Here is a 16,870-nt window from a genome sequence, read left to right as displayed (position 1 = left end):
AGGTATGCGCTTTCGCGCGTTGGTTGCTGTCGTAGGGGTGTTGCTTGCGGCAATGACTGTCAATGCTCTGGCTGCTTCGCAGGTTCGCAGTGTGCGCCTGTGGCGTGCGCCGGATAACACGCGACTGGTTTTCGATCTGTCTGGCCCGGTCCAGCACAGCGTCTTTACCCTGACGGCGCCTGATCGCCTGGTGATCGATATCAACGGTGCGACCCTGGCCACGCCGCTGAAGGTGTCCACCGCCAATACGCCGATCATCGCCATGCGATCAGCCCAGCGCACGCCGACCGACCTGCGCGTGGTTATCGACCTGAAAAAGGTCGTCACCCCGAAAAGCTTTTCCCTGACGCCGAACGCCCAGTATGGCAACCGGCTGGTGGTCGATCTGTTCGACAACCCGGCCGACGCCGCCCCGGCGCCCGCACCGCCGCCAAGTGTCGCCACCGTGCCCGCGGTACCGGTCAACCCTGCGCAACCCCGGGTCAAGCTGCCGCCTCCGCCTCCCGCACCGTCCGGCAAACGCGACATCATCGTGGTAATCGACGCCGGTCACGGGGGTGAAGATCCCGGTGCTTCGGGGGCGCGTGGGCAGCATGAAAAAGACGTGGTGCTGGCCATTGCCCGGGAGCTGCAGCGCCAGATCAACGGCATGAAAGGTTTCCGTGCCGAGTTGACGCGCACCGGCGATTACTTCATCCCGTTGCGCGGGCGTACCGAAATCGCTCGCAAGAAGGGCGCCGACCTGTTCGTTTCGATCCACGCCGACGCCGCGCCATCCAGGGCGGCCTTCGGGGCCTCGGTGTTTGCCCTGTCTGACCGCGGCGCCACGTCCGAAACCGCGCGCTGGCTGGCAGACAGTGAAAACCGTTCCGACTTGATCGGCGGTGCCGGCAATGTCTCCCTCGATGACAAGGACCGTATGCTCGCCGGCGTGTTGCTGGACCTGTCGATGACCGCTTCGCTGACGTCCAGTTTGAATGTCGGCCAAAAGGTCCTCAGCAACATCGGCCGGGTGACGCCTCTGCACAAACGTCGGGTGGAGCAGGCCGGGTTCATGGTGCTCAAGTCACCGGATATCCCGTCGATCCTGGTGGAGACCGGCTTTATCTCCAACGCCAAGGAAGCGTCTAAGCTGGCGACCCGCAGCCACCAGCAGGCGTTGGCGCGTTCCATCAGCGCCGGCGTACGCCAGTTCTTCCAGCAAAACCCTCCGCCGGGAAGCTATATCGCCTGGTTGCGTGATTCCGGGAAAATCGCCCAGGGCCCCCGTGATCACAGGGTTCAGCCTGGCGATACGCTGGCCATGCTGGCAGTACGCTTCCAGGTTTCGACCGCAGCCTTGCGCAGTGCCAACAAGCTCACGAGCGACGAGCTGAAGGTTGGCCAGGTATTGAGTATTCCCGGCACTGAACTGGCGGCGCAGTAATGAGCGAATCGATATTGAATGACACTTCGCGGATCGAACTGCTCAGTCCGCGCCTGGCCAACCAGATTGCCGCGGGCGAGGTCGTCGAGCGGCCGGCCTCGGTCATCAAGGAGCTATTGGAAAACAGCCTGGATTCCGGTGCCAAGCGCATTGACGTCGATGTCGAACAGGGTGGTGTCAAGCTGCTGCGGGTGCGTGACGACGGTAGCGGTATTTCCGCCGATGACCTGCCGCTGGCCCTGGCCCGTCACGCGACCAGCAAGATTCGTGACCTGGAAGACCTTGAGCGGGTGATGAGCCTGGGCTTTCGCGGTGAAGCCCTGGCTTCCATCAGCTCCGTGGCGCGCCTGACCCTGACCTCTCGCACCCGCGGTGCCGAACAGGCCTGGCAGGTGGAGACCGAAGGTCGCGACATGGCGCCTCGGGTCCAGCCAGCCGCCCACCCGGTGGGCACCTCGGTCGAAGTGCGCGACCTGTTCTTCAATACCCCGGCGCGGCGCAAGTTCCTCAAGGCCGAAAAAACCGAATTTGATCACCTGCAAGAAGTCATCAAGCGCCTGGCCTTGGCCCGTTTCGACGTGGCCTTCCATCTGCGCCACAACGGCAAGACCATCCTCAGCCTGCATGAAGCCAATGACGACAGCGCCCGTGCACGGCGTGTCGCGGCGGTCTGCTGCTCGGGGTTCCTCGAGCAGGCGCTGCCCATCGAGGTCGAACGTAACGGCCTGCATCTCTGGGGTTGGGTTGGGTTGCCGACGTTTTCGCGCAGCCAGGCGGATCTGCAGTACTTTTATGTCAACGGGCGGGCGGTGCGCGACAAGCTGGTGGCCCATGCGGTGCGCCAGGCGTATCGAGACGTGCTGTTCAATGGCCGGCATCCGACCTTTGTGCTGTTCTTCGAGGTCGACCCATCGGTGGTGGACGTTAACGTGCACCCGACCAAGCACGAAGTGCGCTTCCGTGACGGACGCATGGTCCACGACTTCCTCTACGGCACCTTGCATCGCGCGCTCGGCGACGTGCGGCCGGACGATCAGGTGTCGGCGCCGATTGCCACCGCGATTGTCCGTCCAACAGGGCCGGAGGCCGGTGAGTTCGGACCTCAAGGCGAGATGAGTCTGGCGGCCAACCTGCTGCAGTCGCCCCAGGCCCAGCCGAGTTACCCCGCGCCGGGATCCGGCGCCGGTGCCGGCTACCAGTATCAATACACCCCGCGTCCGCAGTCGGCCGTGCCGATGGCTGAAGCCCAGGCGGCGTATCGTGAGTTTTTCGCGCCTTTGCCGGGCGCCGAATCAAGCGCCGCCGCGTTGCCCGAAGGTCAGGGCGATGTGCCGCCGCTGGGGTACGCACTGGCACAACTCAAGGGCATCTACATTCTCGCGGAAAACGCCCATGGGCTGGTGCTGGTGGACATGCACGCGGCCCACGAGCGGATCATGTACGAGCGGCTGAAGATCGCCATGGCCAGTGAAGGCCTGAGCGGCCAGCCGCTGCTGGTGCCAGAGTCCCTGGCGGTCAGCCAGCGTGAGGCCGACTGTGCTGAAGAGCACCACGCGGTGTTCCAGAAACTGGGCTTTGAATTGCAGCGTCTGGGCCCGGAAACCCTGGCTATCCGGCAGATTCCTGCACTGCTCAAGCAAGCCGAAGCCAACCGGCTGGTGGCCGATGTGCTGGCTGACCTGATGGAGTACGGCACCAGTGACCGGATCCAGGCGCACATCAATGAGCTGCTCGGCACCATGGCCTGCCACGGTGCGATACGTGCCAACCGCCGCCTGGCCTTGCCGGAAATGAACGGTTTGCTGCGCGACATGGAAAACACCGAGCGCAGCGGCCAATGCAACCATGGCCGGCCGACCTGGACCCAGATGGGCCTGGATGACCTGGACAAATTGTTCTTGCGCGGTCGTTGATGAGTGTTCTCCCTCCCGCTATTTTCTTGATGGGGCCGACAGCCGCCGGCAAGACCGACTTGGCGATCGAGCTGACCAAGGTCCTGCCTTGCGAGTTGATTAGCGTCGACTCTGCCCTGGTTTATCGGGACATGGACATCGGCACCGCCAAGCCTTCGAAAGAACTGTTGGCGGCGCATCCACATCGCCTGATCGACATTATCGACCCCGCGCAGAGCTATTCGGCGGCGGACTTTCGCACCGATGCCCTCGCCGCCATGGCCGAAATCACTGCGCGGGGCAATATTCCGCTGTTGGTGGGTGGCACGATGCTTTACTACAAGGCGCTGCAGGAAGGTCTGGCGGACATGCCGCCGGCCGACCCCCGGGTGCGCGCCGAGTTGGAGGACGAGGCGGCGCGTCTTGGCTGGCAGGCGTTGCATGATCAGTTGGTAGCGGTAGATCCGGTGTCCGCCGCGCGCATTCACCCCAATGACCCCCAGCGGCTGGCGCGAGCCCTGGAAGTCTGGCGAGTGAGTGGCCAGACGATGACTGCCCACCGACTGAAACAATCTGCGCAAAGTACTGATGCAGGCGCCTCAGGGCAGGGACAATTGCCCTATACTGTCGCCAATCTGGCCATCGCTCCGGCGAATCGTCAGGTTCTGCATGAGCGAATAGCACAAAGATTCACAATTATGTTGGAACAGGGGTTCGTGGACGAGGTCGTAGCTTTGCGTTCAAGAGGTGACTTGCATCCGGGGTTGCCTTCGATACGTGCTGTAGGCTATCGCCAAGTCTGGGATCATCTGGATGGCAAGCTGACGTCAGCCGAAATGCAGGAGCGCGGCATTATTGCTACGCGCCAGTTGGCAAAACGCCAGTTCACATGGCTACGCAGTTGGACTGACTTGCATTGGCTGGACAGTCTGGATTGCGACAATCTGTCACGCGCCTTGAAATACTTGGGAACGGTCTCCATATTGAGCTGAGTCCTTGCAATTGCCGTCTATCCTTGGGGGTGTGACGGACACAAGCTATCTATTTTCCCGATTTTATAATTATTGAACCTTAAAGGAGTGCGGCACATGTCAAAAGGGCATTCGCTACAAGACCCTTACTTGAATACTTTACGTAAAGAGAAAGTTGGGGTTTCCATCTATCTGGTCAACGGTATCAAGCTGCAAGGTACGATCGAGTCTTTCGACCAGTTCGTTATCCTGCTGAAAAACACCGTCAGCCAGATGGTTTACAAGCACGCTATCTCGACAGTAGTGCCGGTTCGTCCAATTCGTCTGCCTAGCGCAGCCGAAACCGAACAGGGTGACGCTGAGCCAGGTAACGCCTGATAGGAGTCTCCTTTGTTCTTTGAGCGCCACGGTGGTGGTGAGCGAGTGATCCTCGTTCACTTGGATGGACAGGACCCTGAGGCGCGCGAAGATCCGCAGGAGTTTCAGGAGCTGGCAAATTCGGCCGGCGCCGAGACCGTTGCGTTTTTTAACGTGCCGCGTCATCGGCCAACCGCCAAATACCTGATTGGCAGCGGCAAGGTCGAGGAACTGCGCGACCTGGTCCACGCCGAAGAAGCCGATCTGGTGATCTTCAATCACGTCCTCACGCCCAGTCAGGAACGTAACCTCGAACGTGTTTTCGAGTGTCGCGTGATCGACCGCACGGGCCTGATTCTGGATATCTTCGCCCAGCGCGCGCGTACCCATGAAGGCAAGCTCCAGGTCGAACTGGCCCAGCTTGATCACATGAGTACCCGGCTGGTACGTGGCTGGACTCACCTTGAGCGCCAGGGTGGCGGTATCGGTATGCGAGGCCCGGGTGAGACCCAGCTGGAAACCGACCGGCGCCTGCTGCGGGTTCGCCTGCGCCAGATCAAGGGTCGCCTGGAAAAAGTCCGCAGCCAGCGCGAGCAGTCGCGACGTGGCCGGATGCGTGCGGATATTCCTACCGTGTCCCTGGTCGGCTACACCAACGCCGGCAAATCCACGCTGTTCAACAACGTGACGAAATCTGACGTGTATGCGGCCGACCAACTGTTCGCCACCCTCGACCCGACCTTGCGCCGTCTGGATTTGGACGACCTGGGGCCGATTGTCCTGGCCGACACTGTGGGTTTCATTCGCCATTTGCCGCACAAGCTGGTCGAGGCATTTCGGTCTACGCTCGAAGAGTCGAGCAATTCCGACCTGTTGCTGCACGTGATCGATGCCGCCGAGCCTGACCGGATGTTGCAGATTGAACAGGTGATGCTGGTGCTGGGCGAGATTGGGGCCCAGGACTTGCCGATCCTCGAGGTCTATAACAAACTCGATCTGCTTGAAGGCGTTGAACCACAGATTCAGCGCGACGAAAACGGCAAGCCCCAGCGGGTCTGGCTGTCGGCGCGAGATGGCAGTGGTCTGGAGCTGCTGGAGCAAGCCATTGCCGAAATACTCGGCAGCGATTTGTTTGTCGGCACCTTGCGCTTGCCGCAACGTTTTGCTCGACTGCGTGCACAGTTTTTTGAGCTGGGCGCGGTACAGAAAGAAGAGCATGACGAAGAAGGTGTCAGCTTGCTGGCTGTTCGATTGCCCCGGACCGAGCTGAATCGGCTGGTCAGTCGAGAGGGCTTGCAGCCAGTGGAGTTCATCGAAGAACACACTTTGCAATAAAAGCCTGAGAAAGCGGTTGTGCCGCTGTGGCAGGCATTCTGTAGCATTGGTCGGCGCGCCGTGGGTGCGTCTTTGCTTTATCAGATGGAGAGCGCTATGGCTTGGAATGAGCCGGGTGGCAACTCGAATAATCAGGATCCTTGGGGTGGTAAACGCCGCAATAATGGCGACCGCAAGGGGCCACCGGATCTCGACGAGGCCTTCCGTAAGCTGCAGGAAAGCCTGAATGGGTTGTTCGGTGGTGGAAAAAAACGTGGTGGTGACGAGGGCGGTCGCACAGGCAAGGGCGGTGGTTACGGCCTGCTTGGCCTCGCGCTTGTCGCGCTGGCCGCTGTGTGGTTGTACAGCGCGGTCTATGTGGTCGACGAGCAGGAGCAGGCCGTGGTGCTGCGCTTCGGCAAGTACTACGAGACCGTTGGCCCGGGCCTGAATATCTATTTCCCGCCGATCGACAAGAAGTACATGGAGAACGTCACGCGTGAGCGTGCCTACACCAAGCAGGGCCAGATGCTGACCGAAGACGAGAACATCGTCGAAGTGCCGCTGACCGTGCAGTACAAGATCAGCAACCTGCAGGACTTCGTGCTGAACGTCGACCAGCCGGAAATCAGTTTGCAGCATGCGACCGAAAGCGCCCTGCGCCACGTAGTGGGTTCCACCGCGATGGACCAGGTGCTGACTGAAGGTCGTGAACTGATGGCCAGCGAGATCAAGGAGCGTCTGCAACGCTTCCTCGATACTTATCGCACCGGTATCACCGTCACTCAGGTCAACGTACAGAGCGCAGCGGCACCGCGTGAAGTGCAGGACGCCTTCGATGACGTGATCCGTGCCCGTGAAGACGAGCAGCGCTCGCGCAACCAGGCAGAAACCTATGCCAACGGCGTCGTGCCGGAAGCCCGTGGTCAGGCCCAGCGCATTATTGAAGATGCCAACGGCTATCGCGATGAAGTGGTTTCCCGCGCCAAGGGTGAAGCGGATCGCTTTACCAGCCTGGTCGCCGAGTACCGCAAGGCACCGGAAGTCACGCGTGAGCGTCTGTACCTGGACACCATGCAGGAGGTCTTCACTAACACCAGCAAAGTCCTCGTGACCGGCAACAAGGATGGGCAGAGCAATCTGCTATACCTGCCGCTGGACAAGATGATTGACAGTGGTCGTGGTGGCAGCAATCCGCCGTCCAGCAGTTCGACTGCGGCTGCCAATGAAGCGAGCGCCCGTGCGGCGGCTGACTTGCAGCAACAGCAAACACGTACCAGGGAGAGTCGTTGATGAGCAATAAATCGCTGACCGCTCTGATTGTGGGCGTCGTCGTGGTCATCGCTGCCTGGAACTGCTTCTACATCGTGGCTCAGACCGAGCGCGCGGTGTTGCTGCAATTCGGTCGTGTGGTTCAGGAAGATGTCCAGCCGGGCCTGCATGTGAAGATCCCCTACGTCAACAAGGTGCGCAAGTTCGACGGCCGTCTGATGACGCTGGATGCGCCGACGCAGCGCTTCCTGACCCTGGAAAAGAAAGCCGTGATGGTTGACGCCTACGCCAAGTGGCGCGTCAAGGACGCCGAGCGCTTCTACACCGCGACCTCCGGCCTCAAGCAGATTGCCGACGAGCGTTTGTCGCGTCGTCTGGAGTCGGGCCTGCGTGACCAGTTCGGCAAGCGCACCCTGCACGAGGTGGTTTCCGGTGAGCGTGATGCCTTGATGGCGGATATCACCGCTTCGCTGGACAAGATGGCTGAAAAAGAGTTGGGCATCGAAGTTGTCGATGTTCGGGTCAAGGCCATCGATTTGCCGAAGGAAGTGAACCGTAGTGTGTTCGAGCGTATGAGCACCGAGCGTGAGCGTGAGGCTCGTGAGCACCGCGCCAAGGGTAACGAACTGGCTGAAGGTATCCGTGCGGATGCCGACCGTCAGCGTCGCGTACTGTTGGCAGAAGCCTATCGCGAGTCTCAAGAGGCGCGTGGTGATGGTGATGCTCAAGCGGCGGCGATCTACGCCAAGGCATACGGTCAGGATCAGGAGTTCTACTCGTTCTATCGTAGCCTGCGTGCCTACCGTGAAAGCTTCGCGAACAAAACCGATGTCATGGTGTTGGACCCAAGCAGCGATTTCTTTCGCTACCTGGAAAAGTCCAAGTAACCTGGTTTTTATCTGAGTTCACTCCGTCGGGCGGCTAAAACGTTCGGCGGGGTGATCCTTTGAGAAAACGGGTGTATGATGCGGCAGCCGGGAAATTCCCGGCTTTTTTGCGTCTGCATGTTTGATTGTCGTTGTGTTCAGCTGGCGCGACAGGTTTTTCGAGGAAAGTGCCCGACGAGGCCGGTTACAGGCCGTTCGTCACGCTGCTCTTGCGCGTGGATTAGGCGAGGGCCGGGGATTTTCTGCTTCACTCAAGGCTCGCCCAAGGGCTGGCCGGGTCATAGGGGATTGGCGTAATGGCAACGGTAGACCGCTGGCTGCTGCCAGATGGCATCGAAGAAGTACTGCCACCAGAGGCCGCGCGCATTGAAGTCGCGCGCCGCCAGGTGTTAGATCTGTTCCAGAGCTGGGGTTACGAGTTTGTCGTGACTCCGCATATCGAGTATCTGGAATCGCTGCTGACCGGCGCGGGCCAGGACCTGGATCTGCGCACCTTCAAGGTCATTGACCCTCAGTCGGGTCGGCAAATGGGCTTTCGTGCCGATATAACGCCACAAGTCGCGCGCATCGATGCGCACACCTTGCGCCGTGAAGGCCCGAGTCGCCTGTGCTACGCCGGCAGCGTGCTGCATGCTCAGCCACGAGCCTTGTCGTCTTCGCGTAGCCCGATCCAGCTGGGTGCCGAGTTGTACGGCGATGCCAGCCCGAGCAGCGATGTGGAAGTCATCAGCCTGATGCTGGCGATGTTGCAACTGGCCGATGTGCCGGATGTCCACATGGATCTGGGGCATGTCGGTATTTATCGTGGCCTGGCCCGCGCCGCCGGTTTGTCCGGTGAAGTGGAGCAGCAATTGTTCGATGCGCTGCAGCGCAAGGCGATCGATGAAGTGATATCCCTGACCAAAGGTGTGCCTGCGGAACTGGCCGGCATGCTGCGCGCGCTGGTAGATCTGTGTGGTGGCCGTGAGGTCCTGGTCGCGGCCCGTGAACGTCTGGCGAATGCGCCTGCGCCGGTGTTGGCGGCGCTGGATGACGTGCTGGTGATTGCCGAGCAGTTGTCGGCCCGCTTCCCGCAGTTGCCGTTGTACTTTGACCTCGGTGAGTTGCGCGGTTACCACTACCATACAGGTGTGGTGTTCGCGGTGTTTGTGCCGGGTGTTGGCCAAGCCATCGCCCAGGGCGGACGGTATGACGACATCGGCGCCGACTTCGGCCGTGCGCGTCCGGCCACCGGCTTTTCCACCGATTTGAAAACCCTGGTGACCCTGGGGCGTGCTGAGGTCGAGTTACCGTCTGGTGGTATCTGGATGCCTGACAGTACGGACGCGGCACTCTGGCAGCAAGTCTGCCAGTTGCGCGGCGAGGGTCAGCGTGTCGTCCAGGCTTTGCCTGGGCAGCCATTGGCCGCCGCCCGTGAAGCGGACTGCGACCGGCAATTGATTTTGCAGAACGGGCTTTGGCAAGTATCGCCACTGGCTTCTTGAGTTTTCCTGTCGGCCGCTGCCGACACCAAGTTTGCGCGAATGAGGACAAGTGTTATGGGTAAGAATGTCGTAGTCCTGGGCACCCAATGGGGTGATGAGGGCAAAGGCAAGATCGTTGATCTGCTGACCGAACATGCTGCCGCTGTAGTGCGTTACCAAGGTGGCCACAACGCTGGCCACACGCTGGTCATCGATGGCGAAAAAACCGTCTTGCACCTGATCCCGTCGGGCGTCCTGCGCGAAGGCGTACAGTGCCTGATCGGCAACGGCGTGGTGGTAGCACCTGACGCCCTGTTGCGCGAGATCACCAAGCTGGAAGAGAAAGGCGTGCCGGTGCGTGAGCGCCTGCGTATCAGCCCGTCCTGCCCGCTGATCCTGTCCTTCCACGTTGCGCTGGACCAGGCCCGTGAAAAGGCTCGTGGCGAACTGAAGATCGGTACCACCGGTCGCGGCATCGGCCCAGCCTACGAAGACAAGGTTGCGCGTCGTGGCCTGCGTGTGGGCGACCTGCTCAACATGTCGCGCTTTGAAGACAAACTGCGTGAATTGGTGGATTACCACAACTTCATGCTGGTGGGTTACTACAAAGAGCCAGCCATCGAGTTTGAAAAGACTCTGGCCGAATGCAAGGAATACGCCGAGCTGCTCAAGCCGTTGATGCTAGACGTGACTGCCGAACTGCACGACCTGCGTCGCGCGGGCAAAGACATCATGTTCGAAGGCGCCCAGGGTTCGTTGCTGGACATCGACCACGGCACCTACCCGTACGTGACCAGCTCCAATACCACCGCTGGCGGCGTGGCTACCGGTTCGGGGGTTGGCCCGATGTTCCTGGACTACATCCTGGGCATCACCAAGGCCTACACCACACGCGTAGGCTCGGGACCATTTCCGACTGAGCTGTTCGACGAAGTCGGTGCGCATCTGGCCAAACAAGGCCACGAGTTCGGCGCGACCACAGGCCGTGCTCGTCGTTGTGGTTGGTTCGACGCGGTTATCCTGCGTCGCGCTATCGATGTGAACAGCATTTCGGGTATCTGCCTGACCAAGCTGGATGTGCTCGACGGCCTGGAAACCATCAACATCTGCGTCGGCTACAAAGATGCAGAAGGTAATGAGGCTGCGCCGACTGACGCTGATAGCTACGTGGGCCTGCAGGCTGTGTACGAAGAAGTGCCGGGCTGGACCGAATCGACCGTGGGTGCCAAGACCCTGGAAGAGCTGCCAGCTAACGCCCGTGCCTACATCAAGCGCGTTGAAGAGCTGGTAGGTGCGCCGATCGACATTATTTCGACGGGCCCGGACCGCAACGAGACCATCGTCCTGCGTCACCCGTTCGCTTAATAAGCTGTTGATGTAAAAAGCAAAGGGTCCCTTCGGGGGCCCTTTGTCGTTTCTGTCTTGCACACGGCACGACCCTTGCTATGTTTCTGTCTTTCGCGATGCCATCAATTTAATGGCACGTTGGATGGAGGTGTGCCCAATGTCTGCCGTTCTCTCATTGTTACAAAGCCGACTGTTGCGGCCGGTGTTCGTTACTCTAGGTATCGCTCTTTTGGTGCAGGTGCTGGTGGCCGTCGCTCTGACGCGGAGCACAGTCACTGCGCTGGAGGTCGATTTGGGTCGCCAGTTGGGCGCCGACAGTCAACAGCTCTCTGGCGAGTTGACCCAGGCGGGCCAGGAAGTGACGTCCAGTCTGGAGACGCTTTCAATCAGTACGCGCGAGCGTCTGACCGCGGGCCTTTCGGTGCGCTTGAAACAAGAGCAGCAGCACCTGCGTGCAACCCTGGAAAAAGACCTGCAGGATTCCGCCAATGACATGGCGCAGTTGCTGGCGTCGGTTGCGCCCCGAGCGATGTGGGACAGCGATGTACCTGCCTTGTCGGAGTTCGCCCGACGTGCCCAGCGCAATCCGAACGTATTGTTCGTGGTGTATGACGATCCCGCCGGCCAGCACCTGACTCGCTACCTGAACCGGCAAAATCCGATCAACAAGGCGCTGCTGGAAAAAGGCCAGGGTGATCGCGCTCTGGATAAAGTGCTGAATGCTGCCAAAAACGACCCTTCGGTGTATTACCTGGAAGCGTCTATCAGCCCGAATGGCGTGGAAATCGGCAAGGTCATCATGGGGGTGTCCACCGCATCGGTGGAGGCGGACTTGACGGCCCTGGATCAGCGTTTTGCGGCGTTGATCGCCAGCAGTGCTCAACTGGTCGGCGACAGTCTCAAGGGGGCGGCCGCTGATAGCGCTGCTGCCATGGGCGCGCGCCTGCAGTCGGCGCAGGTCACCGCAACACAGATGGCGGCCAATACCTCTGGCGCCGTGCAAGAGGCCGCGGGGACATTGCGTTGGCGGATCGGCATGGGGCTGGCCGTGGTCGGTTTTGCGGTGCTGCTGCTGGTTGCCGTGGTGCTTGGGCGACGGGTGGTCAATCGCCTGAAGCTGCTGATTGCCGCGATGGATGATCTGGCGGCTGGCGAGGGCGACCTGACCAAGCGTGTGCAGATCAGCAGCAAGGATGAAATCGGCGCCATGGCTTCGGCGGTCAATCGTTTTGTGGATAAGTTGCAGCCGATTGTGCGTGAGGCGGGCGATGTGGCTCAGCGGACAGGCGTGGAAATCGGCGCGCTGACCCTGCGCAATGCCGGCGCCGATGCTGCCGCGGGCCTGCAGCGCGATGAGGTGGCTGAAAGCCTGCGGGCGTTGTCGCAAATGGCTGATGAGGCCCAGGCGGAAAGTCATGCCATGCAGGCCGCCTTGCAGCAGGTGGTGGATATTCGCCAGGCAACCGATGAAAACTCTCGAACTTCTGCCGAGGTGGGCAGCCTGATCGAAGCGTTGGCGGGGCAGGTGGAAGAGGGAGCAAAAGTTATCGAGCGGCTGGCCCAGCAAAGCGAGCAAATCGAAGTGGTGTTGACGGTGATTCACGGGATTGCCGAGCAGACCAATCTGCTGGCGTTGAACGCAGCGATCGAGGCGGCGCGCGCCGGTGAGACCGGGCGTGGTTTTGCGGTAGTGGCGGACGAGGTGCGTGCGCTGGCGAGCAAAACCCAGAGTTCTACCGGGGATATCCAAGCGCATATCGTAGCCTTGCAGCAAGGCGCGCGTGAGGCGGTCGCCACCATTGGCAAGGCCGGACGCCAAGCCAATGAAGGCTTGCTGGTATTGCGTGACAGCGTGCGGTTGCAGCAGTCGGTGCAGGCTTCGGTGGAGCAGGTGCATGCGGCGATTGGTCTGGCGACGCGCGCGGCCGAGCATCAAGCGCAAGGCGCGCATGCGGTGCGCGGTCGAGTCGAGGTGATTCATGCCCAGGCCGAGCGTGCTGCGCAGGCAGTCGTGGAAACGACGGCCAGCGGCAAGGTGCTGGATGGGCTGGCGGCGCAGTTGAAAGCCAGCTTGGGGCAGTTCAGGGCCTAGCGTTGTCTGATCTGGCGCTTTCGCGAGCAAGCCTGCTCCCACATTCGATCGGGCTCACCCTGAAGGAGTGCGATCAAATATGGGAGCGGGTTTGCTCGCGATAGCTGTTTCAGCGGCTCAGATACATCTGTGTGGTCAGTCAATACACCGGCAGCCCGGATACCAGAGTTAGCAGCGCCGCATAGGGCGCTGCCGCCGCGAATTCCACCTTCGAGATATGCGCCGATACAGCGGTCGCCAATGTGTTGAGTCCTGTGAGGCTAAGCAATAAGGTCGCCGTCAGTTCCTTCATGGCGTCCAAAAACACCGCACCCAGTGCCGGGAAGATAATCGGCAAGGTTGCCCGGCAAAACGCACTGAAAGACGATGCGCCCAGCGTTCGCGCGGCCTCTTCCAGCTGCGGTGCCGCCTTGTTCCGCGGGGTACGAATCGGCGCCTGCGCCAGCGGCAGGAACAACAACACGTAGGCGATCAGCAACAACGCAGACGTCTGGTACAGCAGCGGCACATAATGCAGGGCGAAATACACCAGCGTCAGCGCAATCACCAGGCCGGGCAGGGCATGCAGCAGATATGGCAGGCGCTCGGCCCATAGCGCCAGTTGGCTGTTATAGCGCACGACCACTACCGGCACCGCCAGTGCCAGGCACAGCGCGGCGCCGCCCAGTGATAGCGCCAGCGATGACAGCAACGCCTCGCCTATCTCAGTCATCGGAAAGGCTGCTGACGAACCCACGGCAAGCCAGTAGCCGAGCATTCCGAGCGGAATGTTGCTGCCGATGATCGCCAGTGCTAGGCAATACAGTTGCGCCAGCGGCGCCCATTGGCCCAGGCGAACCTACTCCGCATGTCGCGCCGCGCCCTGGTCGGTACGTACGTGTCGGCCCTTGCCGCGCACCCGCAATGCCGCCGACAGCATCGCTGCGTTGGCGTTGCTGAATTCCAGCTCGAACTGTTGGTAGATTGCGGTGGTAAAGGTCTGCAGGCCGATGATCGACAGGGCGCCGAACTCCACCAGCATATTCAGCGGAATCAACAGCGCGCCGGCCAGCAGCGAAGGCCATAACAGGGGCAGGGTGGCGCGGAAAAACACGCCCCAGCGATTCAGTCCCAAGGTGCGCGCCGACTCCTCCAGCGAGGGGTTGAGGCTGCGCAGGGTCGCCGCCACCGGCAGAAACACCAGCGGGTATTTGGACAAGCTCATCACCAGGATGGCGCCGCCCAGCCCTTCGAAGCTGGCACTCAGCGAGACCCAGGTAAAACTGCTGACGAACGCTGGAACGGTAAACGGCAGGCACAGGACTACGCCCCACAGGCGTCTGCCCGGCAGATTGCTGCGCTCCAGGCCAATCACCGCGCAGGCGACGGTCACGCCGACCATCAGGGCCAAGGTGTTGCGCAGCAGTCCGAAAACATAAGGCCACCACAACAAATGCACGGCCTCGGCCCAGCCGGCCTGCCAGGCCTTGAGGCCGACATCCAGCAGTGTGGCAACAGGCTCAGGCCCACCAGCAGCAATACGGGCAGTAGCGGCCAGATCGAAGGGCGTTTGCGCCTTGGACTAAACCCCCCCCGCGCAAGGCGGGCGTGGATAGCGCTGGGTTCATCAGTTCAAGCCAACTTCACGTTCCAGCTACAAGGCTTCTTCGGCGTTGCCCAGGTCGGCGGAAGTGACTTTTGGCGGTTGCAGTTCATTGAACGGCTTGAGACTGCGGCTGGACTCCATGCCCTTGCGCAGTGGGTATTCGGCGGAGGTGTTGGTGATTGCCCACTGGCCTTCTTCGCTGGCCATGAACGCCACCAGTTGCTGGGCTTCCTTGGGGGGCTGGATTTGTCAGTTTTCCCCTCCGGGCTTGTAACTGTTTCAGTGACAAACCCGGCTCGACCGCTACAGGTGTCAGCATTCGCTGGTTTTTAGAACACCATTGCAATTATTGATTTTAGGTACGTCTTCGATTGGGAACTCGTACCGGCCTGAATACTTGCTTGTATTTCCGGATTTGAGGCAGCTTTTCCACATCACACAGATGCCTGCTGGATATTGCTGCGTAAATCCGTCGCCAGTGCACTGGCTTCTTACTCGGGTGGTCTCCCAGGCTTTCTGGCAGGCGTCGTTAGGCGGGCCACTGTTTTTACGCATCCCTAATAGGCTCTCGTTTTCATGTATGAAGTTGTCAGATAGCACGGGGGTGCTTTCAAGAGCACCAAAAAAAAGCAAAAAAACTGAGAGTTTAGTTGGTGCGTTCATAAGCGTTCTCCACTGTTTTTGAGCGTTAAATTGCGTCCGATCAGTGGTATAGCATTCTGATTTCTTGGCTGATACTGTCATAAGTAACAGTTGATTATATTTGTTTGAGGTTGAAAGTAGTATCTATATTCATTCGGGAAATAAGGGTGATGAGGTATTTATCGCGTGACCCCAATGATCGCTTGGGATCAGTTCGTCCAGTGAGATGGGTCCAGTGAGATGGAAACAGAGTGCATTGAGTGGGGCCTTTGCCTAGGAGGCAGCGCATAAAAATGCCCGTATCTTGCGATACGGGCATTTTTCAGTTTTTCCCTGCGGGCGTGTAACTTTGTCAATAATAAGCCCGGACCGACTTCTATGTGGGGCAAGGGCAGGTTTGTAGAACGCCATCGCAGTTATTGATTTTTGGCATGTCTTCAAGCCGAAAGTCGTACCGCGCACTATGTTTTTCTGTATTTCCGGATTTCAGACACGCCATGTCCAACACGCAGGTGCCTGCTGGATATTGCTGTATATATGCGCCGCCAGTGCACTGTTTTATTAGTCCGGTTTTATCCCAGGCTTCCTGACAGGTGTCGTTATGTGGGCCGCCATACATACGCATTTGTAATATCTCGTCGCTTTCAGCTATGACGTCGTCAGAAAGCACTGGGTTGCTTATAGCTAATCCAAATAAAAATATGAGGGAGGGGAGTATATTTAATACTTTCATGTGTATTCTCCAATATTTTTCGAGCGAGATATTGCGCTCGGTTATTGGTATAGCATTTTAATTTTTTGGCTAAAGCTGTCATAAGTAACAGTTGTTTATATTTTTTTGAAGTTTAGGAGTGTGCTTGTATTCAGACGGGAAGTAAGAGAGACTTTAAAATCATCAGTGATTATGATTGGGCCCGTAGCGTATTTCGGTTTCGCACGCCGTTCCGTTGCTCTCGGGGTCGCTTTGTCACAGGTGGGTGGCTTCAAGTCCAGAAGGACGCTACAAGTCTTGATCGCCCAAACCCAATCAGCGCTTGAGGTGAGCTCGGGCCAGTGAGATTGGCAGCAGAGCGCCTGGGTACGGTCTTTACCTTGGAGGCCGCACATAAAAAATGCCCGTATCTAGCGATACGGGCATTTTTTAATCAGCCAACAGCATGTAAGGGTTTCACATAGTCTGTTTTTAGCCGTTTTTTGCGTTCAAAACAGATCTTGAACGCGCTATGTGGTGCCCAGAAGAAGACTCGAACTTCCACGACCTTGCGGTCACCAGCACCTGAAGCTGGCGTGTCTACCAATTTCACCATCTGGGCAGTATCGACAGCGTTGCCGCTGTTGATGAAGCGAACTATACGGAGGCCTTTTTGATCTGTAAACCCCTGATTTGATTTTATAAATCAAGTTTTCCGTTAAAAATCAAAAGGCTGAAACGCAAAAACCCGCTTTCGCGGGTTTCTGTGAGACTCAAGGCCAAAACCTCGAGCTTGAAATTGGTGCCCAGAAGAAGACTCGAACTTCCACGACCTTGCGGTCACCAGCACCTGAAGCTGGCGTGTCTACCAATTTCACCATCTGGGCAGTATCTTTGACGTTGCCGTCGTCGATGGCGCGCACTATACGGA

Annotated in this window: 12 protein-coding genes, 2 tRNA genes and 2 pseudogenes; 10 read left to right on the top strand and 6 right to left on the bottom strand. The window is 59.3% G+C overall.

The window, feature by feature from the left end; all coding sequences use genetic code 11:
* Nucleotides 1–4 precede the first annotated feature (4 nt).
* The 10 genes from BLU75_RS20125 to BLU75_RS20080 all read left to right on the top strand — a co-directional run bounded on the left by BLU75_RS20125 (nt 5) and on the right by BLU75_RS20080 (nt 13,021).
* On the top strand, nt 5–1,426 hold the full coding sequence (locus BLU75_RS20125; protein WP_084379654.1) for an N-acetylmuramoyl-L-alanine amidase: 1,422 nt from the start codon (nt 5–7) through the stop codon (nt 1,424–1,426).
* Nucleotides 1,426–3,339: a DNA mismatch repair endonuclease MutL gene (gene mutL, locus BLU75_RS20120; protein ID WP_084379653.1), complete on the top strand. Its 1,914-nt coding sequence runs from the start codon at nt 1,426–1,428 to the stop codon at nt 3,337–3,339. The genes BLU75_RS20125 and mutL overlap by 1 nt, the downstream gene beginning before the upstream one ends.
* A complete protein-coding gene (gene miaA, locus BLU75_RS20115; RefSeq protein ID WP_084379652.1) occupies nt 3,339–4,310 on the top strand; it encodes a tRNA (adenosine(37)-N6)-dimethylallyltransferase MiaA in 972 nt (323 codons plus the stop codon). The genes mutL and miaA overlap by 1 nt, the downstream gene beginning before the upstream one ends.
* A 96-nt stretch (nt 4,311–4,406) precedes the next feature.
* Complete coding sequence (gene hfq / locus BLU75_RS20110; protein ID WP_084379651.1) at nt 4,407–4,667, top strand: RNA chaperone Hfq; 261 nt, start codon at nt 4,407–4,409, stop codon at nt 4,665–4,667.
* Between the two features lie 12 nt (nt 4,668–4,679).
* Nucleotides 4,680–5,981, top strand: a complete 1,302-nt coding sequence (gene hflX / locus BLU75_RS20105; RefSeq protein ID WP_084379650.1) for a ribosome rescue GTPase HflX — start codon at nt 4,680–4,682, stop codon at nt 5,979–5,981.
* Nucleotides 5,982–6,077: 96 nt separating this feature from the next.
* On the top strand, nt 6,078–7,253 hold the full coding sequence (hflK, locus tag BLU75_RS20100) for an FtsH protease activity modulator HflK (protein WP_084379649.1): 1,176 nt from the start codon (nt 6,078–6,080) through the stop codon (nt 7,251–7,253).
* Nucleotides 7,253–8,119 carry a protease modulator HflC gene (gene hflC, locus BLU75_RS20095; protein ID WP_084379648.1) on the top strand — a complete coding sequence of 289 codons (867 nt, stop codon included), beginning with the start codon at nt 7,253–7,255 and terminating at the stop codon, nt 8,117–8,119. Before hflK ends, hflC begins: the two co-directional genes overlap by 1 nt.
* A 296-nt stretch (nt 8,120–8,415) precedes the next feature.
* Complete coding sequence (locus BLU75_RS20090; RefSeq protein ID WP_084379647.1) at nt 8,416–9,603, top strand: ATP phosphoribosyltransferase regulatory subunit; 1,188 nt, start codon at nt 8,416–8,418, stop codon at nt 9,601–9,603.
* Nucleotides 9,604–9,657: 54 nt separating this feature from the next.
* Complete coding sequence (locus tag BLU75_RS20085) at nt 9,658–10,947, top strand: adenylosuccinate synthase (protein WP_084379646.1); 1,290 nt, start codon at nt 9,658–9,660, stop codon at nt 10,945–10,947.
* 139 nt (nt 10,948–11,086) lie between these two features.
* Nucleotides 11,087–13,021, top strand: coding sequence for a methyl-accepting chemotaxis protein (locus tag BLU75_RS20080; protein WP_084379645.1), 1,935 nt, complete (start codon nt 11,087–11,089; stop codon nt 13,019–13,021).
* Between the two features lie 139 nt (nt 13,022–13,160).
* On the opposite strand, the pseudogene BLU75_RS20075 reads toward BLU75_RS20080, so the two are convergent.
* The 6 genes and pseudogenes from BLU75_RS20075 to BLU75_RS20060 form a co-directional block, all read right to left on the bottom strand.
* Nucleotides 13,161–14,628: pseudogene (locus tag BLU75_RS20075) on the bottom strand (ABC transporter permease).
* Nucleotides 14,629–14,654: 26 nt separating this feature from the next.
* Nucleotides 14,655–14,843: pseudogene (locus tag BLU75_RS20070) on the bottom strand (iron ABC transporter substrate-binding protein); the annotation flags it as partial.
* Nucleotides 14,844–14,918: 75 nt separating this feature from the next.
* Complete coding sequence (locus tag BLU75_RS27365; RefSeq protein WP_130909331.1) at nt 14,919–15,269, bottom strand: hypothetical protein; 351 nt, start codon at nt 15,267–15,269, stop codon at nt 14,919–14,921.
* A 355-nt stretch (nt 15,270–15,624) separates the two neighbouring features.
* Nucleotides 15,625–15,981, bottom strand: a complete 357-nt coding sequence (locus BLU75_RS27360; protein WP_130909330.1) for a hypothetical protein — start codon at nt 15,979–15,981, stop codon at nt 15,625–15,627.
* Between the two features lie 493 nt (nt 15,982–16,474).
* A tRNA-Leu gene (locus BLU75_RS20065) sits at nt 16,475–16,561 on the bottom strand.
* 178 nt (nt 16,562–16,739) lie between these two features.
* Nucleotides 16,740–16,826: transfer RNA gene (locus BLU75_RS20060), tRNA-Leu, on the bottom strand.
* Between the last annotated feature and the right edge of the window lie 44 nt (nt 16,827–16,870).

It is taken from the genome of Pseudomonas mucidolens (genome assembly GCF_900106045.1).
Lineage (GTDB): Bacteria > Pseudomonadota > Gammaproteobacteria > Pseudomonadales > Pseudomonadaceae > Aquipseudomonas > Aquipseudomonas mucidolens.
Note: the sequence above shows the minus strand (reverse complement) of the source record. Positions and strands in the feature narration are given on the sequence as shown.